Source organism: Corynebacterium sp. KPL1824 (genome assembly GCF_000478095.1).
Taxonomy (GTDB): Bacteria; Actinomycetota; Actinomycetes; order Mycobacteriales; family Mycobacteriaceae; genus Corynebacterium; species Corynebacterium accolens.
Genome location: NZ_KI515750.1, coordinates 1,235,701 through 1,253,835, shown reverse-complemented (window position 1 = coordinate 1,253,835; position 18,135 = coordinate 1,235,701). Strand labels below are relative to the sequence as shown.

16 protein-coding genes are annotated in these 18,135 nt (G+C 59.6%); 12 read left to right on the top strand and 4 right to left on the bottom strand.

The genetic code is table 11. The annotated features are described in order from the left end of the window. Positions 1-24: 24 nt before the first annotated feature. Together pheA and HMPREF1267_RS12140 are read left to right on the top strand one after the other, a co-directional pair. Positions 25-933 carry a prephenate dehydratase gene (gene pheA / locus HMPREF1267_RS12145; protein WP_005279700.1) on the top strand — a complete coding sequence of 303 codons (909 nt, stop codon included), beginning with the start codon at positions 25-27 and terminating at the stop codon, positions 931-933. A 9-nt stretch (positions 934-942) separates the two neighbouring features. Continuing rightward, positions 943-1,596 carry a histidine phosphatase family protein gene (locus tag HMPREF1267_RS12140; protein WP_023018151.1) on the top strand — a complete coding sequence of 218 codons (654 nt, stop codon included), beginning with the start codon at positions 943-945 and terminating at the stop codon, positions 1,594-1,596. Here the strand turns inward: HMPREF1267_RS12140 and HMPREF1267_RS12135 are convergent. From HMPREF1267_RS12135 to HMPREF1267_RS12125, 3 genes are read right to left on the bottom strand one after another with little or no spacing between them, the layout of a single operon-like run. Beyond that, positions 1,593-1,940, bottom strand: coding sequence for a metallopeptidase family protein (locus HMPREF1267_RS12135; RefSeq protein WP_005279702.1), 348 nt, complete (start codon positions 1,938-1,940; stop codon positions 1,593-1,595). The genes HMPREF1267_RS12140 and HMPREF1267_RS12135 overlap by 4 nt on opposite strands. Continuing rightward, positions 1,941-2,990: a septum formation family protein gene (locus HMPREF1267_RS12130; RefSeq protein ID WP_023018150.1), complete on the bottom strand. Its 1,050-nt coding sequence runs from the start codon at positions 2,988-2,990 to the stop codon at positions 1,941-1,943. 27 nt (positions 2,991-3,017) lie between these two features. Continuing rightward, complete coding sequence (locus tag HMPREF1267_RS12125) at positions 3,018-3,767, bottom strand: GntR family transcriptional regulator (protein WP_023018149.1); 750 nt, start codon at positions 3,765-3,767, stop codon at positions 3,018-3,020. A 65-nt stretch (positions 3,768-3,832) separates the two neighbouring features. Here HMPREF1267_RS12125 and serS point away from each other — a divergent pair, with 65 nt between their 5' ends. The 6 genes from serS to HMPREF1267_RS12095 all read left to right on the top strand — a co-directional run bounded on the left by serS (position 3,833) and on the right by HMPREF1267_RS12095 (position 11,954). Beyond that, positions 3,833-5,089 carry a serine--tRNA ligase gene (gene serS, locus HMPREF1267_RS12120; RefSeq protein ID WP_023018148.1) on the top strand — a complete coding sequence of 419 codons (1,257 nt, stop codon included), beginning with the start codon at positions 3,833-3,835 and terminating at the stop codon, positions 5,087-5,089. Between the two features lie 27 nt (positions 5,090-5,116). Then, positions 5,117-6,748: a 1-acyl-sn-glycerol-3-phosphate acyltransferase gene (locus HMPREF1267_RS12115; protein ID WP_023029473.1), complete on the top strand. Its 1,632-nt coding sequence runs from the start codon at positions 5,117-5,119 to the stop codon at positions 6,746-6,748. A 300-nt stretch (positions 6,749-7,048) separates the two neighbouring features. Further along, complete coding sequence (locus HMPREF1267_RS12110; protein WP_034667312.1) at positions 7,049-8,773, top strand: glycerol-3-phosphate dehydrogenase/oxidase; 1,725 nt, start codon at positions 7,049-7,051, stop codon at positions 8,771-8,773. 12 nt (positions 8,774-8,785) lie between these two features. Further along, a complete protein-coding gene (locus HMPREF1267_RS12105; protein WP_023029471.1) occupies positions 8,786-9,523 on the top strand; it encodes an MIP/aquaporin family protein in 738 nt (245 codons plus the stop codon). A gap of 30 nt (positions 9,524-9,553) precedes the next feature. Then, entirely contained in the window at positions 9,554-11,101 is a 1,548-nt protein-coding gene (glpK, locus tag HMPREF1267_RS12100; RefSeq protein ID WP_023029470.1) for a glycerol kinase GlpK, read from the top strand. A 22-nt stretch (positions 11,102-11,123) separates the two neighbouring features. After that, positions 11,124-11,954 (top strand): Cof-type HAD-IIB family hydrolase, encoded by an 831-nt coding sequence (locus tag HMPREF1267_RS12095; RefSeq protein ID WP_023029469.1) that lies wholly within the window; start codon positions 11,124-11,126, stop codon positions 11,952-11,954. A 22-nt stretch (positions 11,955-11,976) separates the two neighbouring features. Here HMPREF1267_RS12095 and HMPREF1267_RS12090 read toward each other — a convergent pair whose 3' ends face one another. Further along, positions 11,977-13,875, bottom strand: coding sequence for an N-acetylmuramoyl-L-alanine amidase (locus HMPREF1267_RS12090; RefSeq protein ID WP_023029468.1), 1,899 nt, complete (start codon positions 13,873-13,875; stop codon positions 11,977-11,979). 157 nt (positions 13,876-14,032) lie between these two features. Here HMPREF1267_RS12090 and glf point away from each other — a divergent pair, with 157 nt between their 5' ends. The 4 genes from glf (at position 14,033) to HMPREF1267_RS12070 (ending at position 18,095) form a co-directional block, all read left to right on the top strand. Further along, complete coding sequence (gene glf / locus HMPREF1267_RS12085) at positions 14,033-15,229, top strand: UDP-galactopyranose mutase (RefSeq protein WP_023018142.1); 1,197 nt, start codon at positions 14,033-14,035, stop codon at positions 15,227-15,229. A 62-nt stretch (positions 15,230-15,291) separates the two neighbouring features. Beyond that, positions 15,292-15,507 (top strand): hypothetical protein, encoded by a 216-nt coding sequence (locus tag HMPREF1267_RS12080; protein ID WP_023018141.1) that lies wholly within the window; start codon positions 15,292-15,294, stop codon positions 15,505-15,507. Between the two features lie 23 nt (positions 15,508-15,530). Beyond that, on the top strand, positions 15,531-16,460 hold the full coding sequence (locus HMPREF1267_RS12075) for an alpha/beta hydrolase (protein WP_023029467.1): 930 nt from the start codon (positions 15,531-15,533) through the stop codon (positions 16,458-16,460). A gap of 159 nt (positions 16,461-16,619) precedes the next feature. Then, positions 16,620-18,095 carry an ATP-binding protein gene (locus tag HMPREF1267_RS12070; protein WP_023029466.1) on the top strand — a complete coding sequence of 492 codons (1,476 nt, stop codon included), beginning with the start codon at positions 16,620-16,622 and terminating at the stop codon, positions 18,093-18,095. Positions 18,096-18,135: the final 40 nt, after the last annotated feature.

Below are 18,135 nucleotides of genomic sequence, written 5' to 3'. Positions count from 1 at the left end.
GTCTAGTGGGCTAAGGTGACGGGTATGACTACAACCATCGCTTTCTTAGGCCCCGCCGGTACGTTCACGGAGGCCGCCGTGCACAAATTCGCCGCCGAGTGGGAAGCGCGCGGGGAGACCGTGGAGACCCTGCCGGTGGACTCGCCATCAGCGGCGGTGGCGGCCGTGCGCGCCGGGCAGGCCGATTATGCCTGCGTCGCCATTGAAAATTCCGTGGATGGGGCGGTGACGACGACCTTTGACGCGCTGGTAGAAGGCGATCCCGTACAGATTTACCGCGAGGTAGATATCCCCGTTACCTTCAGCATCATGACAAGGCCGGGAACGAAAGACATCACGCGCCTCAGTACGCACCCGGTGGCCTTCCAACAAATCCGCGGCTGGGTAGCGGAGAACGCGCCGGGCGTGGAATTCGTGCCGGCTAGTTCGAATGCGGCGGCGGCGCAGGCCGTAGCGCGCGGGGAGGTCGACGCGGCGGCGGCGCCAGCGCGGGCGGCTGAAATCTTCGGCCTAGAAACCAAGGCGAGCGGCGTGGCGGACGTGCAGGGCGCGGCCACCCGCTTTGTGTTGGTGGGCCTGCCGGGTCGCCCGACCGCGCGCACCGGCCAGGATCGCACCAGCGTCATTTTTACCCTGCCCAACCAGCCGGGAACCCTGGTGGGGGCCTTACAAGACTTTGCCCACCGCGGGGTGGATCTCTCGCGGATTGAGTCGCGGCCGACTCGCCAGACCTTTGGCACCTACCGCTTCTATGTGGACTTGATTGGGCATATCGATGACCAGCCGGTCGCTGAGGCCCTGCGCGCAGTGTGGTTGCGGGCAGAGGAATTGCGCTTTTTGGGCTCCTGGCCCACCGCTACGCCCGTCGGCCACCCACCGCGGGACCTGGCGGAGGCGGATGCTTGGGTGGCGAGGGCGCGCAGGGGTCAATAATCTGGACGCATGACTGGAAGAATCATCCTGCTGCGCCATGGCCAAACCCATTCCAACGTCTCCCGGCTGCTTGATACCCGGCCGCCGGGCGCGGAGCTTACGGATCTGGGGCGCAACCAGGCCACGGAGGTGGGCCGGGAATTAGCAGGCTTTGTGGGCGAGCGCGAGGTCGACTTCAAGTGCTCGATTGCGCTGCGGGCGCAGCAGACCGCCACCTTGGCGGCGCGCGCCTTTGAACAGGAGCGGAACCTGCCGCGCTTTTCCATTCCCATCGATGTCATCCCGAACGTGCAGGAGATTTTCGCCGGCGATTGGGAGCTCGATGCTAGCGAGGCCGCCCACCGCAGCCACGATACGGCCATGCGCGGCTGGTGCTACGGCGATAGCCAGGCCGCCATGGAAGGTGGCGAGCGGCTCCAGGACGTGCTTTCGCGTTTCCAGCCCGCGTTGGAAGAGATTGCGGCGCAGCTTGCCGATGACCGCGATGTCATCCTCGTCAGCCACGGCGCCGCCATCCGGGTGGTAACCAAGCACGCCACCGGGGCGGACGCGGACTTTGCCTATACCGGTTATATGCCCAATTGCCGCTTTACCGTGATGGAGCCGCGCGGCAAGAAATTTGGCGAGTGGACGCTTACCCGCTGGGCCGATATTGAGCTCTAGCCCCAGCCCAGCTGGTGCAGTTCGTGTTCTTCCATGCCAAAGTAATGGCCTAGCTCGTGGAAGACCGTGACCTTGACCTGCTCGGCCAAGTCTTCTTCTGACGCGGCCCAGCGCTGCAAAGTGCTGCGGTAGATGAAGATGGCATCGGGCAAATACCCGGTGTGGTCGAAGGTGCGCTGGGGCAGGGCGACGCCCTCATAGAGCCCTAGCAAGGTGGGATCATCGGGGTTTTCTTCTTCCACCATGATCACCAGGTTGCGCATCTTGCGCACGAATTCATCGGGCACCTGATCGAGGGCGTCATTGACCATTTCCTCGAAGCGTTCTTCCGATACGGAATACATTTACGGCGCCGGCTTATTATCGCGAATCGGGTTGCGCTCTGGGCGCTCCTCCGGCGGGTTGCCATCGATGGAGAGCGCTTGGCGGCCACCGGTGGCGGCGCCGGTGATGGAGGAAAAGCCGCCATCATCGCGGGCGTGGACGAGCGAGCAGTTTACGGACTTGGTGCCGCCATTCCAGGACTCTTCAGACACGGTGCCCCAGAACGGCTGCAGTGTGGATTGGTAGAGCTGCTCTTCCCCGCCTAGGTAATCCTCAGCGGCGGCGGTGCAGGAATCCGAGAGGAATTTATCCATCTCCTTGCCATCCGGGTAAGCATCGGGGAATTTCTTGCCCAGATCGATAACGGATACCGTCTCTAGCTGGTGTGGTTGTCCGCAGTCCACGACGTGCGGTACCTGCTTATCATCAATGGCCAAGCACTCGCCTGGCTTAGTCAGATTGGCCTGCTCGGAAGCCTCGACATTGCCGGTGGTCAATTGCGGCACGCCGCGATCATCGGTGGTCTGTAGGCCACACAGCAGGGTGCGGTCACCATTATCCCACGCGGATTCCGGCGGCAGGATGGAGGCAATATCGTATTTTCCGTGCGGATCCCACTTGCTGTGCAGGTAGCTCACCGTGGCGGATTCGCAGAGCTCATCGCGCAGCTGGTGCTGGCGGGTGAGCGCGGGCCGCGAGGCATCCGGGCCGAATTCACTGGTGGGGTAGACGCTGAGATCCTCCACGGTGGAAACCTCGAAGCGGTGCTGCTCCGAGCATTCCACCTCCTTGAAGGAAGCGGCAGAGCCATCCTCATTGATATCCCACGTCACGCAGGACCCAGCGGAAGCGGAGGTAAAAGGCTCCACCTTTGCATCGGAGGATCCTGAGCCATCGGCACCGCCCGCAGAGGACTGTTCGGACGCGGCGGTAGTATCGCCCCCGTTAGACCCGTGGTTGCTGACAATGCCGTAGATGCCCATGAAAACGGCCGCCGCGATTGCTGAGATCAAGGCAATCTGGACGGCCACAGCGGAACGCCACGCAGGTGATTTCTTCATAAGGCCCATTATCTTACCCTTTAAGCAGGGTGTTTTCTATATTGAGGTATCCCGGGAAACGCGGGTATTCAGGTGGTACCTATCGGTGCGGTAGACCGAGGAACACCACTCCACGGGCTTATCCCCCGAGCGCGAGCAGCGCACGATGTGCAGCAATGGGGAACCCACGGGGACATCGAGAAGCGGCGCAATCTCCTCATTGGCGGCAATGGCGGAGACGGTCTGGTCCGCGTCCGTGATGGGGACGCCAAACGTCTTATCCAAAATGGAATACACCGAATTATAGGTGTCATTTTCCAGCAGGCTCGGCGCAAAAGCGGAGTTATACCAGCCGTCATCGATGGAATAGGGCTCGCCATCGCCCAAGCGCAGTCGGCGCAAATGAATCTGTTCTTCCGTGGCAGGGGTGCCAAAGAAGTTGGTGGCCGCCTCCGGGGCGCTCGCGCGGCCGCTGTTGAGGATCTTGGAGGAAGCCACCACATCCTGAGCACTCATTTCATCGGAAAAGGAGGCCAGGTGCAGGCGCGATACCAAGGGGTTGGGGGCAACGAAGGTGCCCTTACCGCGCACGCGGCGCAATCTGCCGGCGGCTACGAGATCCCCGATGGCCCGGCGCACCGTAATGCGGGAGACACCGTAGGTCTCCTCCAGGAGCCTCTCACCGGGGAGGATATCACCGGGTTTGAGGGTGGTATTACATAATTCCTCCAGAATATCGTGCAATTGGGCGTGCTTTGGGGTGGGGCCATCGCTGATTTCGCGGGCCGGTAATTCTAGGGAGGACATGATTCCATAATAATTCGCTGGTTATTACCACGGCAAGGCAATGGCAGTGCGTTAGAATCAGTTCCGTGATTGATCTCAAGCTACTCCGTGAAAACCCAGACGTTGTCCGCGCCTCCCAGGTCACCCGTGGGGAAGACCCCTCGCTCGTGGATCAGCTCCTCGCAGCCGATGAGAAGCGCCGCCTTGCCATCCAGAAGGCCGACGAGGTGCGTTCCCAGCAGAAATCCCTGGGCAAGAAGATTGGTCAGGCCTCCCCGGAAGAGCGCCCGGCGTTGCTGGAAGGCGCAGATGAGCTGAAAGCCAAGGTCAAAGAGGCTGAAGAGGCTCGGTCCGCGGCTGAGGCCACGGTGGAAGAGCTGCAGTACAAGATCGATAACGTCGTCGAAGGCGCACCCGCCGGCGGCGAGGATGACTTTGTCCTCGTTGAAGAGGTAGGTGAGATCCCGCACTTCGATTTCGAGCCCAAGGACCACCTTGAACTCGGTGAATCCCTGGGGCTCATTGACGTCAAGCGCGGTGCGAAGGTCGGCGGCGCCCGCTTCTACTACCTCACCGGCGATGGCGCATTCCTGCAGCTGGGCATGCTGATGTTGGCTGCGCAAAAGGCGCGGGAAGCCGGCTTCCAGCTGATGATTCCGCCGGTTTTGGTGCGCCCAGAGATCATGTCCGGCACGGGCTTTTTGGGCCAGCACTCCGATGAGATTTACTACCTGCCAGCCGATGATCGCTACCTCGTGGGCACCTCCGAAGTCGCGCTGGCTGGCTACCACAAGGATGAGATCATCGATCTATCCAATGGTCCCCTGCAGTACGCGGGTTGGTCCTCCTGCTTCCGCCGGGAGGCCGGTTCCCACGGCAAGGACACCCGCGGCATCCTGCGCGTGCACCAATTCGACAAGCTAGAAATGTTTGTCTACTGCAAGCCGGATGACGCCGAGGACATGCACCAAAAGCTCCTCGATATGGAAAAGGAAATGCTGGCTGCGATGGAATTGCCGTACCGCACCATCGATATCGCCGGCGGTGACTTGGGCTCTTCGGCGGCCCGCAAATTCGATAACGAGGCGTGGGTGCCAACCCAAGGCACCTACCGCGAGCTGACCTCCACCTCCAATTGCACCACCTTCCAGGCCCGCCGCCTGTCCACCCGTTACCGCGATGAGAACGGGAAGACGCAGGTGGCCGCCACCTTGAACGGGACCCTGGCCACCACCCGTTGGATCGTGGCGATCTTGGAAAACCACCAGCAAGCCGATGGCTCCGTCGTTGTTCCAGAGGCCCTGCGCCCATTCGTGGGCAAGGATGTCCTCACGCCGCAGTAGCCTGCGGAACAAAGCTAAAGGAGCACCATGAACGCTGCGACGAATTTCTTGTACCGCCAGATCACCCACATCGGGCGCGGCCTCACCTTGGCCCAAGGCCTGCAGATGCGCCTGTCTGGGGAGGAGAATATTCCCGATGACGGCGGTGCCGTCCTTGTGTGCAATCACACCGGGTATATGGATTTTCTGTTCGGCGCGTTCATTGCCTATCGCAAAAAACGGCTGGTGCGCTTTCTAGCCAAGGCCAGCATCTTTAGCACCCCAGGCGTGGGCGCCCTGCTGCGCGCTATGGGGCACGTGCCGGTAGACCGCATCGATGGCAAAGAGTCCTTGCGCAAGGCGGTAGAGCTTGCCGAGGCCGGCGAGCTCGTCGGCGTCTTTTCTGAAGGCACGATTTCACGCAGCTTTGAAATTCGCAGCATGAAAACCGGCGCCTCCCGCATCGCTTTTGAAGCCGGTGTGCCGGTTGTTCCGCAGGTGATGTTCGGCTCGCAGCGCCTGTGGACAAAGGGCCACAAAAAGAACTTGGGCCGCACCAAGACTCCGGTCTTTATTACCGCGCTCGAGCCGTATTACCCCACCGGGGATCCAGAAGCCGATACCGCAGAAATCCGCCGCCGCATGCAGGAGGCCTTGGAGGGACTCTGGGAGGATTACGAGGCGGAGTTCGGCCCCATGCCCGCCGGCGAATATTGGGTTCCCGCGCGCAAGGGTGGTTCCGCCCCGACGCTGGAAGAGGCCGAAGCCCGCGATGCGGAGGTGGAAACGGAGCGGCACCGGGTGCGTCGCCTGCGCGATGACTTGGTGGGACTCAAAGACCGCGTTTCCGTTTCCACCGTTGAACTCGTGCGCAACCACATGGCCTCTGCCAAGGGTGAGGAAGGCCAGGATGGGCACGATGGCAAAGAGTCGCAGGAAAAGAAGCACATCGCGGCCGATACCTTGGAGTGGGTCAAGACCAACCTCAATGCCGTGGTGGAAGAGGCAACCCGCGGCTTGGATGAGGGCAAGGATAAGGTCGCGGATGTCATGGCCCAGCTGAAGACGGATGTGGCGCAGGCCCAGGCGTCGATTGCCGCAAGCAGCAAGGAGATCTGGGAAGGATCCGTGGTAGAGCAGGGACTGCTCGCCGCGGCGACCCAATCGCGCTTGATCGTCTCCCGCCTGCCGCACCGGCTCAAGGCCCAGTTTTCTGCCATCCCGCGCGTAGTGGTGGCGCATCAAAGCACGCTGAACTGGGAAGATGATGCCCTGACCCCGCGGCTGAAGGCGGCGCTAGAAAGCATCTACCCGGCGGCGGAGGTGCTCATCGTGGTCTCGTGCGATGCGGATCTCGATGTCCCGCAGGCGGTGTGGCATATCCAGCTTGATGAGCAGGCCGAAAAGCCGCTCTTGGATAAGGAAGCGATGAAGGTTACCTCCGCCACGGCCGCCGCCGGCGTGGACTGCATCCTGGATGATTTGGACGCCAAGCCGAGCGAGGCATTGGTCTTTGGTAATGAGCCGGGGGATGAGGGGTTTTTGAATCACATCCCGGTCGTTGCCCTGGAGACAGCACCCATCGAAGTGGTCAAGGATGCGCAGGCTGTGACGTATTCCGCCGAGCGCGCAGGCATGTCCGAGGTTTTGGAAGCGATGGCCCGGTTACAAAAAGACTAGGCGCGTGCAAACGTTGGCGTTACCACCCCCGCGAGGGGGTGGTTTTCTTTTTGGTTGGCTAATCAAAGGGCGGGAATTGACTGCTTACGGGGCCGGAAGTTACGTGTGAGAAACCTCTAGTGAATGTTTAAGCGGTGACCTCTACCATAGGAGATAGGAGATATTGGCTCTACTTTTTAGAGCGCAATAGTCGCCATCATGAATCATCCAAAACTTGCTTTTAGCTGTGCTTACGCCATCTCATTCATCGTTTGTCGGAGCAAGCACACATGAGCACCAAGGAAGGAGATGCGGTCTCTAATGACCCAGCAAAGCAATCAATCCTTTAACCCCGAATATTTTGAAAATGTGTGGAATGGCTACGCGGATGAGGACTACGACGTCGTCATCATCGGTGGTGGCTCCGTAGGTGCCGGCGCGGCACTGGATGCGGCAACCCGTGGTTTGAAGACCGCGGTGTTGGAGTCCCGTGATTTCGCCGCTGGTACCTCTTCTCGCTCTTCCAAGATGTTCCATGGTGGCCTGCGCTACCTTGCAATGTTTGACTTCCGCCTCGTGGCAGAGTCGCTGAAGGAGCGCGAGCTCAACATGTCCACGTTGGCTCCCCACCTAGTTAAGCCGCTGAAGTTCATCTTCCCGCTCACCCACCACGTATGGGAGCGCGTCATGATGTTCGGCGGCTTTACCCTTTATGACCTCATGGGCGGTGCAAAGAGCGTGCCGATGCAAAAGCACCTCACCCGCAAGGGTGCCCTCAAGGTCACCCCTGGCCTGAAGGAAGACGCCATCGTCGGCGGTGTGCGCTACTACGACACCCTGGTGGACGATGCCCGCCACACGATGACCGTGCTGCGCAGCGCCGCTGAATACGGCGCCGATGTGCGCACCAATACCGAGGTTATCGGCTTTGACAAGGACCGCGGCGGCCGCGTCGTTGGCGCTAAGGTCCGTGATACCGCCACCGGCCGCGAGACCACCGTGCGCGGTAAGGTCTTCATCAACGCTACCGGTGTCTGGAACGACAAGATCCAGGAGCTGGCCGGCGTGGAAGGCAAGTTCACCGTTCACGCTTCCAAGGGCGTGCACATCGTCGTGCCAAAGGATGCCCTGGATGCAGAAGCAGCCCTGTGCTTCGTGACCGAAAAGTCCGTCCTCTTCGTCATCCCATGGGGCGATTACTGGATCATCGGTACCACCGATACCGACTGGGAGAAGGGCCTATCCCTTCCGGATCCCGCCCCTACAAAGGCGGATATTGACTACATCCTGGATGAGGTCAACCAGCGCGTGCGCCGACAGATCACCCGCGATGACATCGTCGGTGTTTACTCCGGCCTGCGCCCGCTGCTATCCGGCAAGTCCGACTCCACCACTAACCTGTCCCGCAACCACGCCGTGGCTCGCGTGGCCCCAGGCATGGTCTCCGTTGCCGGTGGTAAGTACACCACCTACCGCGTCATCGGCAAGGATGCCGTTGACTTGGCCGTGGAGGAACTCGGCGGCAAGGTGCCGGAGTCCATTACCGAGCACACCCCGATTCTGGGCGCTGCCGGCTACCACGCTCTGGCCAACCAGATTCCTACCTTGGCCCGCCGCTACAACCTGAGCGAGGACTTCATCGAGCACCTGCTCGGCCGCTACGGCTCCCTTTTGGGCGAGGTTCTGGCTCCTGCGCAGGATGATGAGTCCCTGCTCGAGCCCGTTCCCGGTGCTGAAACCTACCTCTGGGCTGAGGTGCGTTACGCCGTCACCCACGAGGGCGCGCTGCACTTGGACGATATCTTGACCCGTCGCCTCCGCGTTGCCATTGAATTCGGTGACCGTGGCGTCAACGCAGCTCCTGCCGTGGCAGACTTCGTTGCTCCGCTGCTGGATTGGAGCGAGGAAGACAAGCAGCTCGAGGTGGATACCTTCACCAAGCACACCGAGGCAGAGCTGGCCGCTGAGGCGGCTGTGACCGACCGCGAAGCTAACGACATTCTGGTCCGCGCTGGCTCCGCTCGTCCGACCGAGACTCAAGGATAAGGGGAGGCGCTAATGGCTGGATCTGATGCATTTTTGTGGGAGTTTATCGGCACCACGCTGCTGCTGCTTCTTGGTAACGGCGTGTGTGCGCTGGTGAACCTCCGCACCTCGGGTGCGCGTGGCTCCGACTGGATAGTTATCGCCTTGGGCTGGGGCATGGGCGTCTTCGTCGGCGCCAGCGTCGCCGACCCGACTGGGGGCCACTTGAACCCTGCGGTAACGCTCATGCTTGCGCTCAATGGTTCGCTCGAATGGAACCTGGTTCCGTTCTACGTACTGGGCCAAATCCTGGGTGCTATGTTCGGTGCCTTCCTGGCATGGGCCGCATTCAAGCAGCTCTTCGATGCGAATAATTACGACGAAGAGGGCAAGGTTACCGGCGCCAATTCTGAAACCGGGGGAATCTTCTTCACCGCCCCCGCACACCCACACAATGGCTGGAATACGGTAACCGAGTTCATCGCCACCACCGTATTGTTGATGTTCATCGCCTTCGGTCCTGCCGGTGGCGAGCTGGGCCCACTGAGCTACTTCGGCGTGGCATTCGTCGTTGTTGCCGTCGGCCTGTCCCTTGGTACGCCTACGGGATACGCCATCAACCCGGTCCGTGACTTGGGACCGCGTTTGATGTACGCCTTCGTCCTTCCCATTAAGGACAAGGGCAGCGCTAACTGGGGCTATGCATGGGTGCCGATTGTTGGCCCGCTGCTTTCGGCCGTTGCCGTTGGCCTATTGTCCATTGCGCTTTAATCCACCCCCTATACAGGAGAAATTAGACACATGAGTGATAAGAAATACGTCGCAGCTATTGACCAAGGAACCACCTCAACCCGCTGCATCATCTTCAACCACGATGGCGATCAGGTATCCGTGGGCCAGCTCGAGCACGAGCAGATCTTCCCAGAAAAGGGCTGGGTAGAACACGACCCGCAGGAGATCTGGAGCAACACCCGCCGTGCTGTGGGGGAGGCTTTGGCCAATGGCGATATAACAGTAGAAGATATCGACTCCGTCGGTATCACCAACCAGCGCGAAACCACCGTGGTGTGGGATAAGAACACTGGTGAGCCCGTCTATAACGCCATCGTCTGGCAGGACACCCGCACCTCCGCCATCTGTAAGGAACTGGCAGGTGAAGAGGGCCCGGATAAGTGGCGCCGCCGCACCGGCCTGCTGATCAACTCCTACCCAGCGGGCCCGAAGGTCAAATGGATCCTCGATAATGTTGATGGTGTCCGCGAGCGCGCCGAAAAGGGCGAGCTGCTCTTCGGCACCATTGACTCCTGGCTGCTGTGGAACCTGACCGGCGGTGCCGAGGGCGACGGCGACAAGGAAGCGCTGCACGCAACGGACGTGACCAACGCTTCGCGTACGCTGCTCATGGACATCGAAAAGCTGGAGTGGGACGAAGATCTGTGCAAGGAAATGGGCGTTCCGATGTCCATGCTGCCGGAGATTCGCCCGTCCCTGGGTGATTTCCGCACCGTCCGCGAGCGCGGTTCCCTCGCCGGCGTTCCCATTCGCGCCATCTTGGGTGACCAGCAGTCCGCTATGTTTGGCCAGGGCTGCTTCCGCGCGGGTTCGGCCAAGAACACCTACGGCACCGGCCTCTTCCTGCTGCTGAACACCGGTACCACCCCGAAGTTCTCCGAAAACGGCCTGCTGACCACCGTCTGCTTCCAGCGCGAGGGCGAGCGCCCCGTGTACGCACTGGAAGGCTCCGTTTCCATGGGTGGCTCCCTCGTGCAGTGGCTGCGCGATAACCTGCAGCTCATCCCCAACTCCTCTGCCATCGAGAACCTGGCACGCGAGACCAAGGACAACGGTGGCGTGTACATCGTCCCAGCGTTCTCTGGTCTCTTCGCTCCGCACTGGCGTTCCGATGCCCGCGGCGTCATCGTCGGCCTGACCCGCTTTGCCAACCGTGGACACCTGGCACGCGCCGTCCTCGAGGCAACCGCTTACCAGACCCGCGATGTGGCGGATGCCATGGTGGCGGACTCCGGCGTGGAGATCACCGAGCTGCGCGTGGATGGCGGCATGACCACCAACGAGCTGCTCATGCAGTTCCAGTCTGACATCCTGGGCGTGGAGGTGCACCGCCCGAAGAACATTGAGACCACCGCAACCGGCGCCGCTGTTGCTGCCGGCTTGGACAATGGCTTCTGGGAGGACCTCAGCATCCTGGATACCCAGCGCGGTGACCTCACCGTATTCAAGCCCAAGATGGAGCAAGAAGAGGTGGACTACCTCTACGGTGAATGGAAGCGCGCTATCAAGCGTTCCTTGAACTGGGAAGACTCCGATGAGGATGAGATGGACTTCTAAATCCTGAAGTAAACTCGCGGGTATGGATACTTTCCCTACCCGGGCCCCTCGGCTCATCGCGAGCGATATTGACGGCACCCTGTTGGACCGCAATCATCGCGTCCCGCGTCGCAACCGCGACGCAGTGGCGCGGGCGGTGCAGCAGGGTGCTTATTTTGCGTTATCCACCGGCAGGCCCTTTCGCTGGATAGAGCCGGTGCTGGAGCAGCTCACGGTGCGCCCGGTATGCGTGACCTCGAATGGGGCGGTGCTCTATGATTCCGCGGAAGACCGCGTGCTATCCGCGCGGGAGCTTTATCCAGACGCGCTAGAAGAGGTGGTGGCGGTAGCGCTGCGCGTCCTTGGCACGGTTGGCTTTGGTGCAGAGCGGGCGGGTGGCTCGCTTGCCGATGCCCCCGAGGAGCTCTTCGTCGTCGACCCGCACTACTCCGAAAATGCCCTCTTTGAAGGCTTCGGCGTCGTCAGCGTGGGCGAGCTGGTGGCGCAGCCAGTGGTCAAGCTGCTTATCCGGAATACGGATTATTCCGCGCCAGAACTCTATGACTTGATTGCGCCCTATATTGATCCGGAGCTGGCGCATATCACCTACTCCATGCAGGAGGGCGTGCTCGAGGTCGCGGCCCCCAACGTCACCAAGCGCCGCGGCGTGGAGTGGTTGGCCAAGCAGCATGGGATAGCGCAGGAAGAGACCATTGCCTTTGGCGATATGCCCAACGATATTGAGATGCTGACATGGGCCGGTTGCGGGGTGGCAATGGAAAACGCCCTCCCAGTGGTAAAGGCGGCCGCTGATGCGGTCACCGTGGCTAACCACCAGGCGGGCGTGGCGAAGGTTTTGGAGCGCTGGTTCTAGCGCCCCTTCTCCATGGGGGAGACTATTTGGTGTAAATGTCTACCTTTTCGGTATCGATATTGTAGACAATCTCGCCGCCCTGGAACTGGACGCGGATTTCCTTGCCGTTCTTGATCTCATTGGTCGTGGGCAGGCCAAGCTTGGAGGCGTTATTTCCTTCGGACCACTTTTTAGCAATCTCACCGGTCAGGGCCTTGGCGCCGGAGTCCTTGGAGGAGAGGACCACGCCATTTTGGAAGAGCTGGTACATGATCTTGCCGGAATCGGTGGAGTTCGGTCCGCCAACGGCGAGACCCAAGACGGGGCCAAAGGCGTTGAGGACGGAGGTCCAGGATTCCTTGAGACCTTCATTATTGGAAAGCTGTACCACCTTGTTGACGATATTCGGAATATCGCCGACGGTCAGGTTACCCGCAACCTTCTTATCGGTATCGGGCTCCGCTACTCGGTCATTGGCAACTAGGACGCCGAATACGGCGGCGGCGATGCCAGCCAAGGCTTGGATGGTCGATACTGGAATGTCGACACCGCCGATGGAGGAGGTGGTCCCGCCCGGGGTGGACTGACCGCCGCTAATCGATGGCTTCTTGTCCCAATTCATTGCAGCGGCGCTGCCGCCGGCCTTAACCGCGTTGTACTTCTGCTTGGTGTTATCGCGGATCTCTTTCCAGTGCTGCACGGTGTGGCTACCCGGGCACTGGGTGTAGTGGAAATCATTGTGTCCGCTGAAGGCAGGCACGGTTGCCTGCGTGCCGGCCGCATATTTGGAGCCGCCGAAGCCACCAGAGGTCAGGGTAGCGGTGCCGGTGGGATCGATGCCGGAGATAGCGGCCTTCCATCCGGCGATTTCTGCCACCGAGTTCAGCATCTTCTGTGATGGTTCCGCAATTTCGTAGTTACCAATCATGGAGATACCCCAGTTGTGGGAGTTGAAGCCACCAACGTGGGCGCCCTGGACGGCCTTGTCGAGTCCGCCGTAGCGGCCCTCGTAGATGGTGCCGAACTTATCCACGAGCACGTTGTATCCAATATCGCACCAGCCCAGGTTCTGTGCGTGGTATTCGTAGGCAGCGCGAACCTGCGCGGCGGCCTGTGCCGGGGTGTAGTTATTGGAGCCCGCGGTGTGGTGCAGCGTCATCGCCTTGATGCCGTCATCGTAGGTGGGCTGCTGGCAGCGCTTGGATTCATCGGCGCCCCATCCGGAGCGAGAAACTACCTTTGGCATGCCATCGGTGGTGGCAGTAGGTTCGATGGCGTGGCCTTCTTGGGCATTGCCGTCCATGAAGACGGCATCTAGGTCCGACACGGTGGTGCGGTCGGTGTTGTTCTCATCAGCTACAGGGGCGATATCGCCGACGTTATAGGGCAGCGGTGCGGCACGGTTGGCATCCGCAGCGCCGGCTGCTTTTTCGAGCAATTCAGCATCGTCATCCAGGTTGGAGCCGGTCACGAGGTCCACATTGGCCATGGATACCTGCACATCGTTGGTATCGCCCACGTAAATAAGCTCGGTACCGTTCTTGCCATCGCCGTAGTTCATGGCATCCATATCGAACCACTCGCTCCAGGAGCCGTCCTCCTGCTTGGAGCGGACGAAGGAGTGCACGTCGCGCTTGCCCTCCCAGGTCACAGCGAACATGTTGAATGGTTCGTCGCGGTGGAAGTGCTTGACGGCACGCGGGCCCTCGCCATCGCCTTGCGCTGCCACGGCGGGATCATCAACGACGACGGAGTCGGCGTCGCTAAAGCTTTCTGAGGCGTTTTTCACCTCGATGGGGCCGCCGGAACCGGAGTCCTGGGTTTTGAGGACCTGTTGACCGCCGAATGCGGCCGCCATGACGAGGGCGATGGAGGAAACCGTCGCGATGACGGGTGTGGTCCACGGTGACCTCGTGGGGACTAGTCGACGTCGTTGCTTCACTCTATTCTCCCTGGGTTGAGTAAGTGCCGATGTAGCTGTAAAAACGGTTGCCAAAAGTTAACAGTTGATAGTGATGCTACGAGTGTGACAACTGTGAATCTTGTTGCGACACGCCGATGACCCGTGTTCCTCGCTGGCGTGCAATAAAGTGGGAGCCATGACTTCTTATGACCTCATCGTTGTTGGTTCCGGATTCTTTGGCCTGACCGTTGCGGAAAGGGCCGCTAGCCAGCTGGGAAAGAAGGTGCTCATCGTTGAGCGCCGCGAGCACCTGGGCGGCAATGCCTACTCCGAGGCGGACCCCACCACCGGAATTGAAGTGCACAAATACGGCGCGCACCTCTTCCACACCTCCAATAAGCGGGTGTGGGAGTACTGTAACCAGTTCACCGATTTCACCGACTACCAGCACCGCGTCTTTGCCATGCACGATGGCACCGCCTACCAATTCCCCATGGGGCTAGGGCTTATCAACCAATTCTTCGGCCGGTACTACTCACCCGATGAGGCCCGCGAATTGATCAAGGACCAGGCCGGCGAATTCTCTGTGGATGAGGCCAAGAACCTGGAGGAAAAGGCCATTGCCCTTATCGGCCGTCCGCTCTATGAGGCGTTCATTCGCGACTACACCGCCAAGCAGTGGCAGACCGACCCCAAGGAACTGCCGGCCAGCAATATCACCCGCCTGCCGGTGCGCTACACCTTCAATAATCGCTACTTCAACGACACCTATGAAGGCCTGCCCGTCGATGGTTATGCGGCGTGGCTAGAAAACATGGCGGATCATGAAAACATTGAGGTCCGCCTGGATACCGACTGGTTCGATGTCCGCGAGGATCTGCGCGCCGAGTCTCCGGACGCTCCCGTAATCTACACCGGCCCGCTGGATCGATACTTTGACTTCGCCGAAGGCGAGCTCGGCTGGCGCACCCTGGACTTCGACCTCGAGGTCCTCGACACCGGTGACTTCCAGGGCACCCCGGTGATGAACTACAACGATGCCGACGTGGACTTCACCCGCATCCACGAGTTCCGCCACTTCCACCCAGAGCGCAAGGACCGTTACCCCTCCGATAAGACGGTCATCATGAAGGAGTACTCGCGCTTTGCCGATAAGGGCGATGAGCCGTATTACCCCATCAATACCCCGGAGGATCGCTCCAAGCTGGAGGCGTACCGCAAACTAGCGGCCCAAGAAGCCAAGGAGAACAAGGTGTTATTCGGCGGCCGCCTGGGCACCTACCAGTACTTGGATATGCACATGGCCATCGGCGCCGCGCTGTCCCTATTCGATAACAAGCTCGTGCCCTTCTGGAACGAGGGCAAGGCCATCGAGCAAGAGCGCGGGCACTAAGAGCTGCTAATCTTCCCTGGGCACGCTATGATTAGTCACCTCACAGGTTAGGAGGTGACGGCATGGCTCAACGCAAGAAATACACCAAGCCCGGGCACGCGGACCGCAGCATGTGGAAGATGTCCCCGGAGCGGCTCCAGGAACATCTGAAACTGCGCAGCCGCGCAACGCGCATTCCCGATAAGAAAAAGCAGCAAGCAAAGAAGGCCTGCCGGAACACCCGGCGGGCCTTTCCGCTGCTTAACCCCGCGATTATGAGTGCTCGCATCGCTCACTAGGTGCGACACTGGAAAGTATTTTTATGGTGTTTATTCAGCCCGAAGCCCAAAAATTCCTCGACTTAAACAAGGACGCCCCACAGCTGGATACGCGCACCCCTGAAGAAAACCGCGCCGCCCAGCAGAAGACGGCAGCGGCGTGGGGCAAGAAAACCCCGATGGTTTCCGTGTACGAGACCTCGGTGCGCGGTGTCACGGTGCGGGTTTATGTGCCACAGGAGCCCGCGCTTGCCGATGCCCCACCAGCAGCGCCTGCCTTTATCTTCTTCCACGGCGGCGGCTGGGTGCTGGGGGATTTAGAGACCACGGATACAACCGTGCGGGACATTGCCGCAGAAGCGGGAATCATCTGTATCAGCGTGCACTATCGCCGTGCACCGGAACACCCCTTCCCAGCACCACTAGATGATTGCCGTGCAGTAGTAGACGGGGTGTTACAAGGAGAACTGGGGATTGGCATCGATCCAACGCGCGTTGCCGTGGGCGGAGACAGCGCGGGCGGCAATATCGCAGCGGTGATTGCACAAGAACTGCGCGATAAGCTGGCTCATCAAGTGTTGATCTATCCCGTCATGGATTTATCCACCTTTGACACGCAATCCCATTCGGATTTTAGTGACGGCTACTACCTCACCCGGCGGCGCCTTAACTATTTTTATGATTCTTACGCGGGCACCGCAGACCGCACGGATATCCGTATGTCTCCCAGCAGGAATGGCGATCTGGTGGGGCTACCTCCAGCGACGGTGATTACCGGTGAGCTTGATCCGTTGGTCTCTGAGGTAAGTGACTACGTTGAGCGAATGCTCAATGCGGGAAATGTAGTGAGCTCTATCGAATTTAAGGGCCAAGTCCATCCGTTCGTCCAGATGGGCGGGATCATTTCGGATGCATTGATTGCGCGCACCATTATCGGCAGCGAATTAAAGCGTGCGCTGCGGGGCCAAGGCTAAAGGCCGCGATCTGCCGGAGCTAAAGGGAAGCGTGGCGTGAACACTCAACACAACACCCAACACTCAACACAACACTCAACATGTGCAGTGTTGTGTTGAGTGTTATGTGTAGTGTTATGTGTAGTACTCGGCTGAAGGTGAGAGGCAAACGGGGAAACGATGGACCTAGAAGAAATTGAGCAGATTGTTCACAATCTGCGTGCCATAGGCAAAGACACCAGCACGGTTGAAGCAAAAGCAGCTGGTGGAGGCCTGCCCAAGAAGATAACGCGGTCGGTGTCTGCTTTTGCCAACGGAAAAGGTGGAACGATCATCTTCGGCCTCGATGAGGAGTCGGGGTTTCTTCCCGTCGAAGGCTTCCAGCCCGAGTCCATAGCCAAAGCATTTGTGGAGGCATGCGCGGAGAAATTGACCCCTGCTATCCGTGCCGATGTGGAAATTGGTGCTGTCGATGGCGCGCCGGTAGTAGTTGCGGAAATTCCCGAGCTTGCGCCTTTTGATAAACCGTGCTGGGTTACTGCGCAATCTAAATATAACGGGAGCTACATTCGCGAGCACGATGAAGACCGGCTTTTGAAGCCCTATGAAATCGATCGTCTCGAAGAAAATAAGATGCAGCCCTCGTGGGATCTGGAGGTCGTGGAGGCGGCTACTATTGCAGACCTCGATCGGGACATCGTCCAGCAAATCCTAGAGCGCGAACGTAGCCTGCGGCCTGGGATTTTTGGCAAGTTCTCTGATGAAAGGGCATTGAAAGCCCTGCATCTCACCGGCGTAGGAGAGGGTGGGGAAGTTCATCCGACCTTGGCTGGCTTATTAGTAGCCGGCATTTATCCGCAAGAATTTTTCCCGCGGCTCAACGTAACTTTTACTGCTTATGCGGGAACGGACAAGACCTCGACCAAAGGTCAAAGATTTGTTGATAACGCGAGTTTTGTAGGCCCGATTCCGGAATTGGTGCCAGCGGTGGTTTTCGCGGTTGAGAAAAATATGCGGGTAGGCGGCGTCGTCGATGGGGCGTTCCGAGAAGACTTGCCGGATTATCCTCCAGTAGCGGTCAGGGAAGCGGTTGCTAATGCGCTCATGCACAGGGACTATTCTCCTCAGGCTAGAGGGACACAGGTTCAGGTTGATATGTACGCTGACCGGCTAGAAATCATTAATCCGGGTGGCCTTTTTGGAATGGTGAACGTCAATAACCTTGGGAATCCAGGCATGACAAGTGCGAGGAATCAGCACCTGTCTCAGCTATTGGAGGTAACGGCTATCTCCGGCGGGTCTGGGTACGTGGCAGAAAATCGTGGAACTGGCTACATTGAGATTCTTGATCAGCTACAAAAGACACTTCTTCCTCCGCCGAAGCCGACGGATTCGTTGACCACGTTTACGTTAACTTTTGAACGGCGTGAAATGACTTTGCCGGAGCGGAGTGCGTCTATACACGGCGGTTCTAGTGAACGGATTCTGGAGTATTTGGCCCAGCATCAGTCTGCGAATAGCCGTGAGCTTGCGGCGGCTGCCGGGATTTCTGTTGGTGGGGTGCGCAGAATCCTGAACCAATTGGTAGATAGTGGAAGGATCGAGCGTACGGAGCCTTTGCGCAGCCCTAAACAGAGGTATCGATTGGTTAAATAGGCAGGCGGCTGATCATCCAACACTCAACACTCAACACAAC

Coding starts and splice junctions, on each gene's coding strand:
- pheA (WP_005279700.1), top strand. CDS start 25: ATGACTACAACCATCGCTTTCTTAGGCCCCGCCGGTACGTTCACGGAG.
- HMPREF1267_RS12140 (WP_023018151.1), top strand. CDS start 943: ATGACTGGAAGAATCATCCTGCTGCGCCATGGCCAAACCCATTCCAAC.
- HMPREF1267_RS12135 (WP_005279702.1), bottom strand. CDS start 1,940: ATGTATTCCGTATCGGAAGAACGCTTCGAGGAAATGGTCAATGACGCC.
- HMPREF1267_RS12130 (WP_023018150.1), bottom strand. CDS start 2,990: ATGGGCCTTATGAAGAAATCACCTGCGTGGCGTTCCGCTGTGGCCGTC.
- HMPREF1267_RS12125 (WP_023018149.1), bottom strand. CDS start 3,767: ATGTCCTCCCTAGAATTACCGGCCCGCGAAATCAGCGATGGCCCCACC.
- HMPREF1267_RS12115 (WP_023029473.1), top strand. CDS start 5,117: ATGAACGCTGCGACGAATTTCTTGTACCGCCAGATCACCCACATCGGG.
- HMPREF1267_RS12110 (WP_034667312.1), top strand. CDS start 7,049: ATGACCCAGCAAAGCAATCAATCCTTTAACCCCGAATATTTTGAAAAT.
- HMPREF1267_RS12105 (WP_023029471.1), top strand. CDS start 8,786: ATGGCTGGATCTGATGCATTTTTGTGGGAGTTTATCGGCACCACGCTG.
- glpK (WP_023029470.1), top strand. CDS start 9,554: ATGAGTGATAAGAAATACGTCGCAGCTATTGACCAAGGAACCACCTCA.
- HMPREF1267_RS12095 (WP_023029469.1), top strand. CDS start 11,124: ATGGATACTTTCCCTACCCGGGCCCCTCGGCTCATCGCGAGCGATATT.
- glf (WP_023018142.1), top strand. CDS start 14,033: ATGACTTCTTATGACCTCATCGTTGTTGGTTCCGGATTCTTTGGCCTG.
- HMPREF1267_RS12080 (WP_023018141.1), top strand. CDS start 15,292: ATGGCTCAACGCAAGAAATACACCAAGCCCGGGCACGCGGACCGCAGC.
- HMPREF1267_RS12075 (WP_023029467.1), top strand. CDS start 15,531: ATGGTGTTTATTCAGCCCGAAGCCCAAAAATTCCTCGACTTAAACAAG.
- HMPREF1267_RS12070 (WP_023029466.1), top strand. CDS start 16,620: ATGGACCTAGAAGAAATTGAGCAGATTGTTCACAATCTGCGTGCCATA.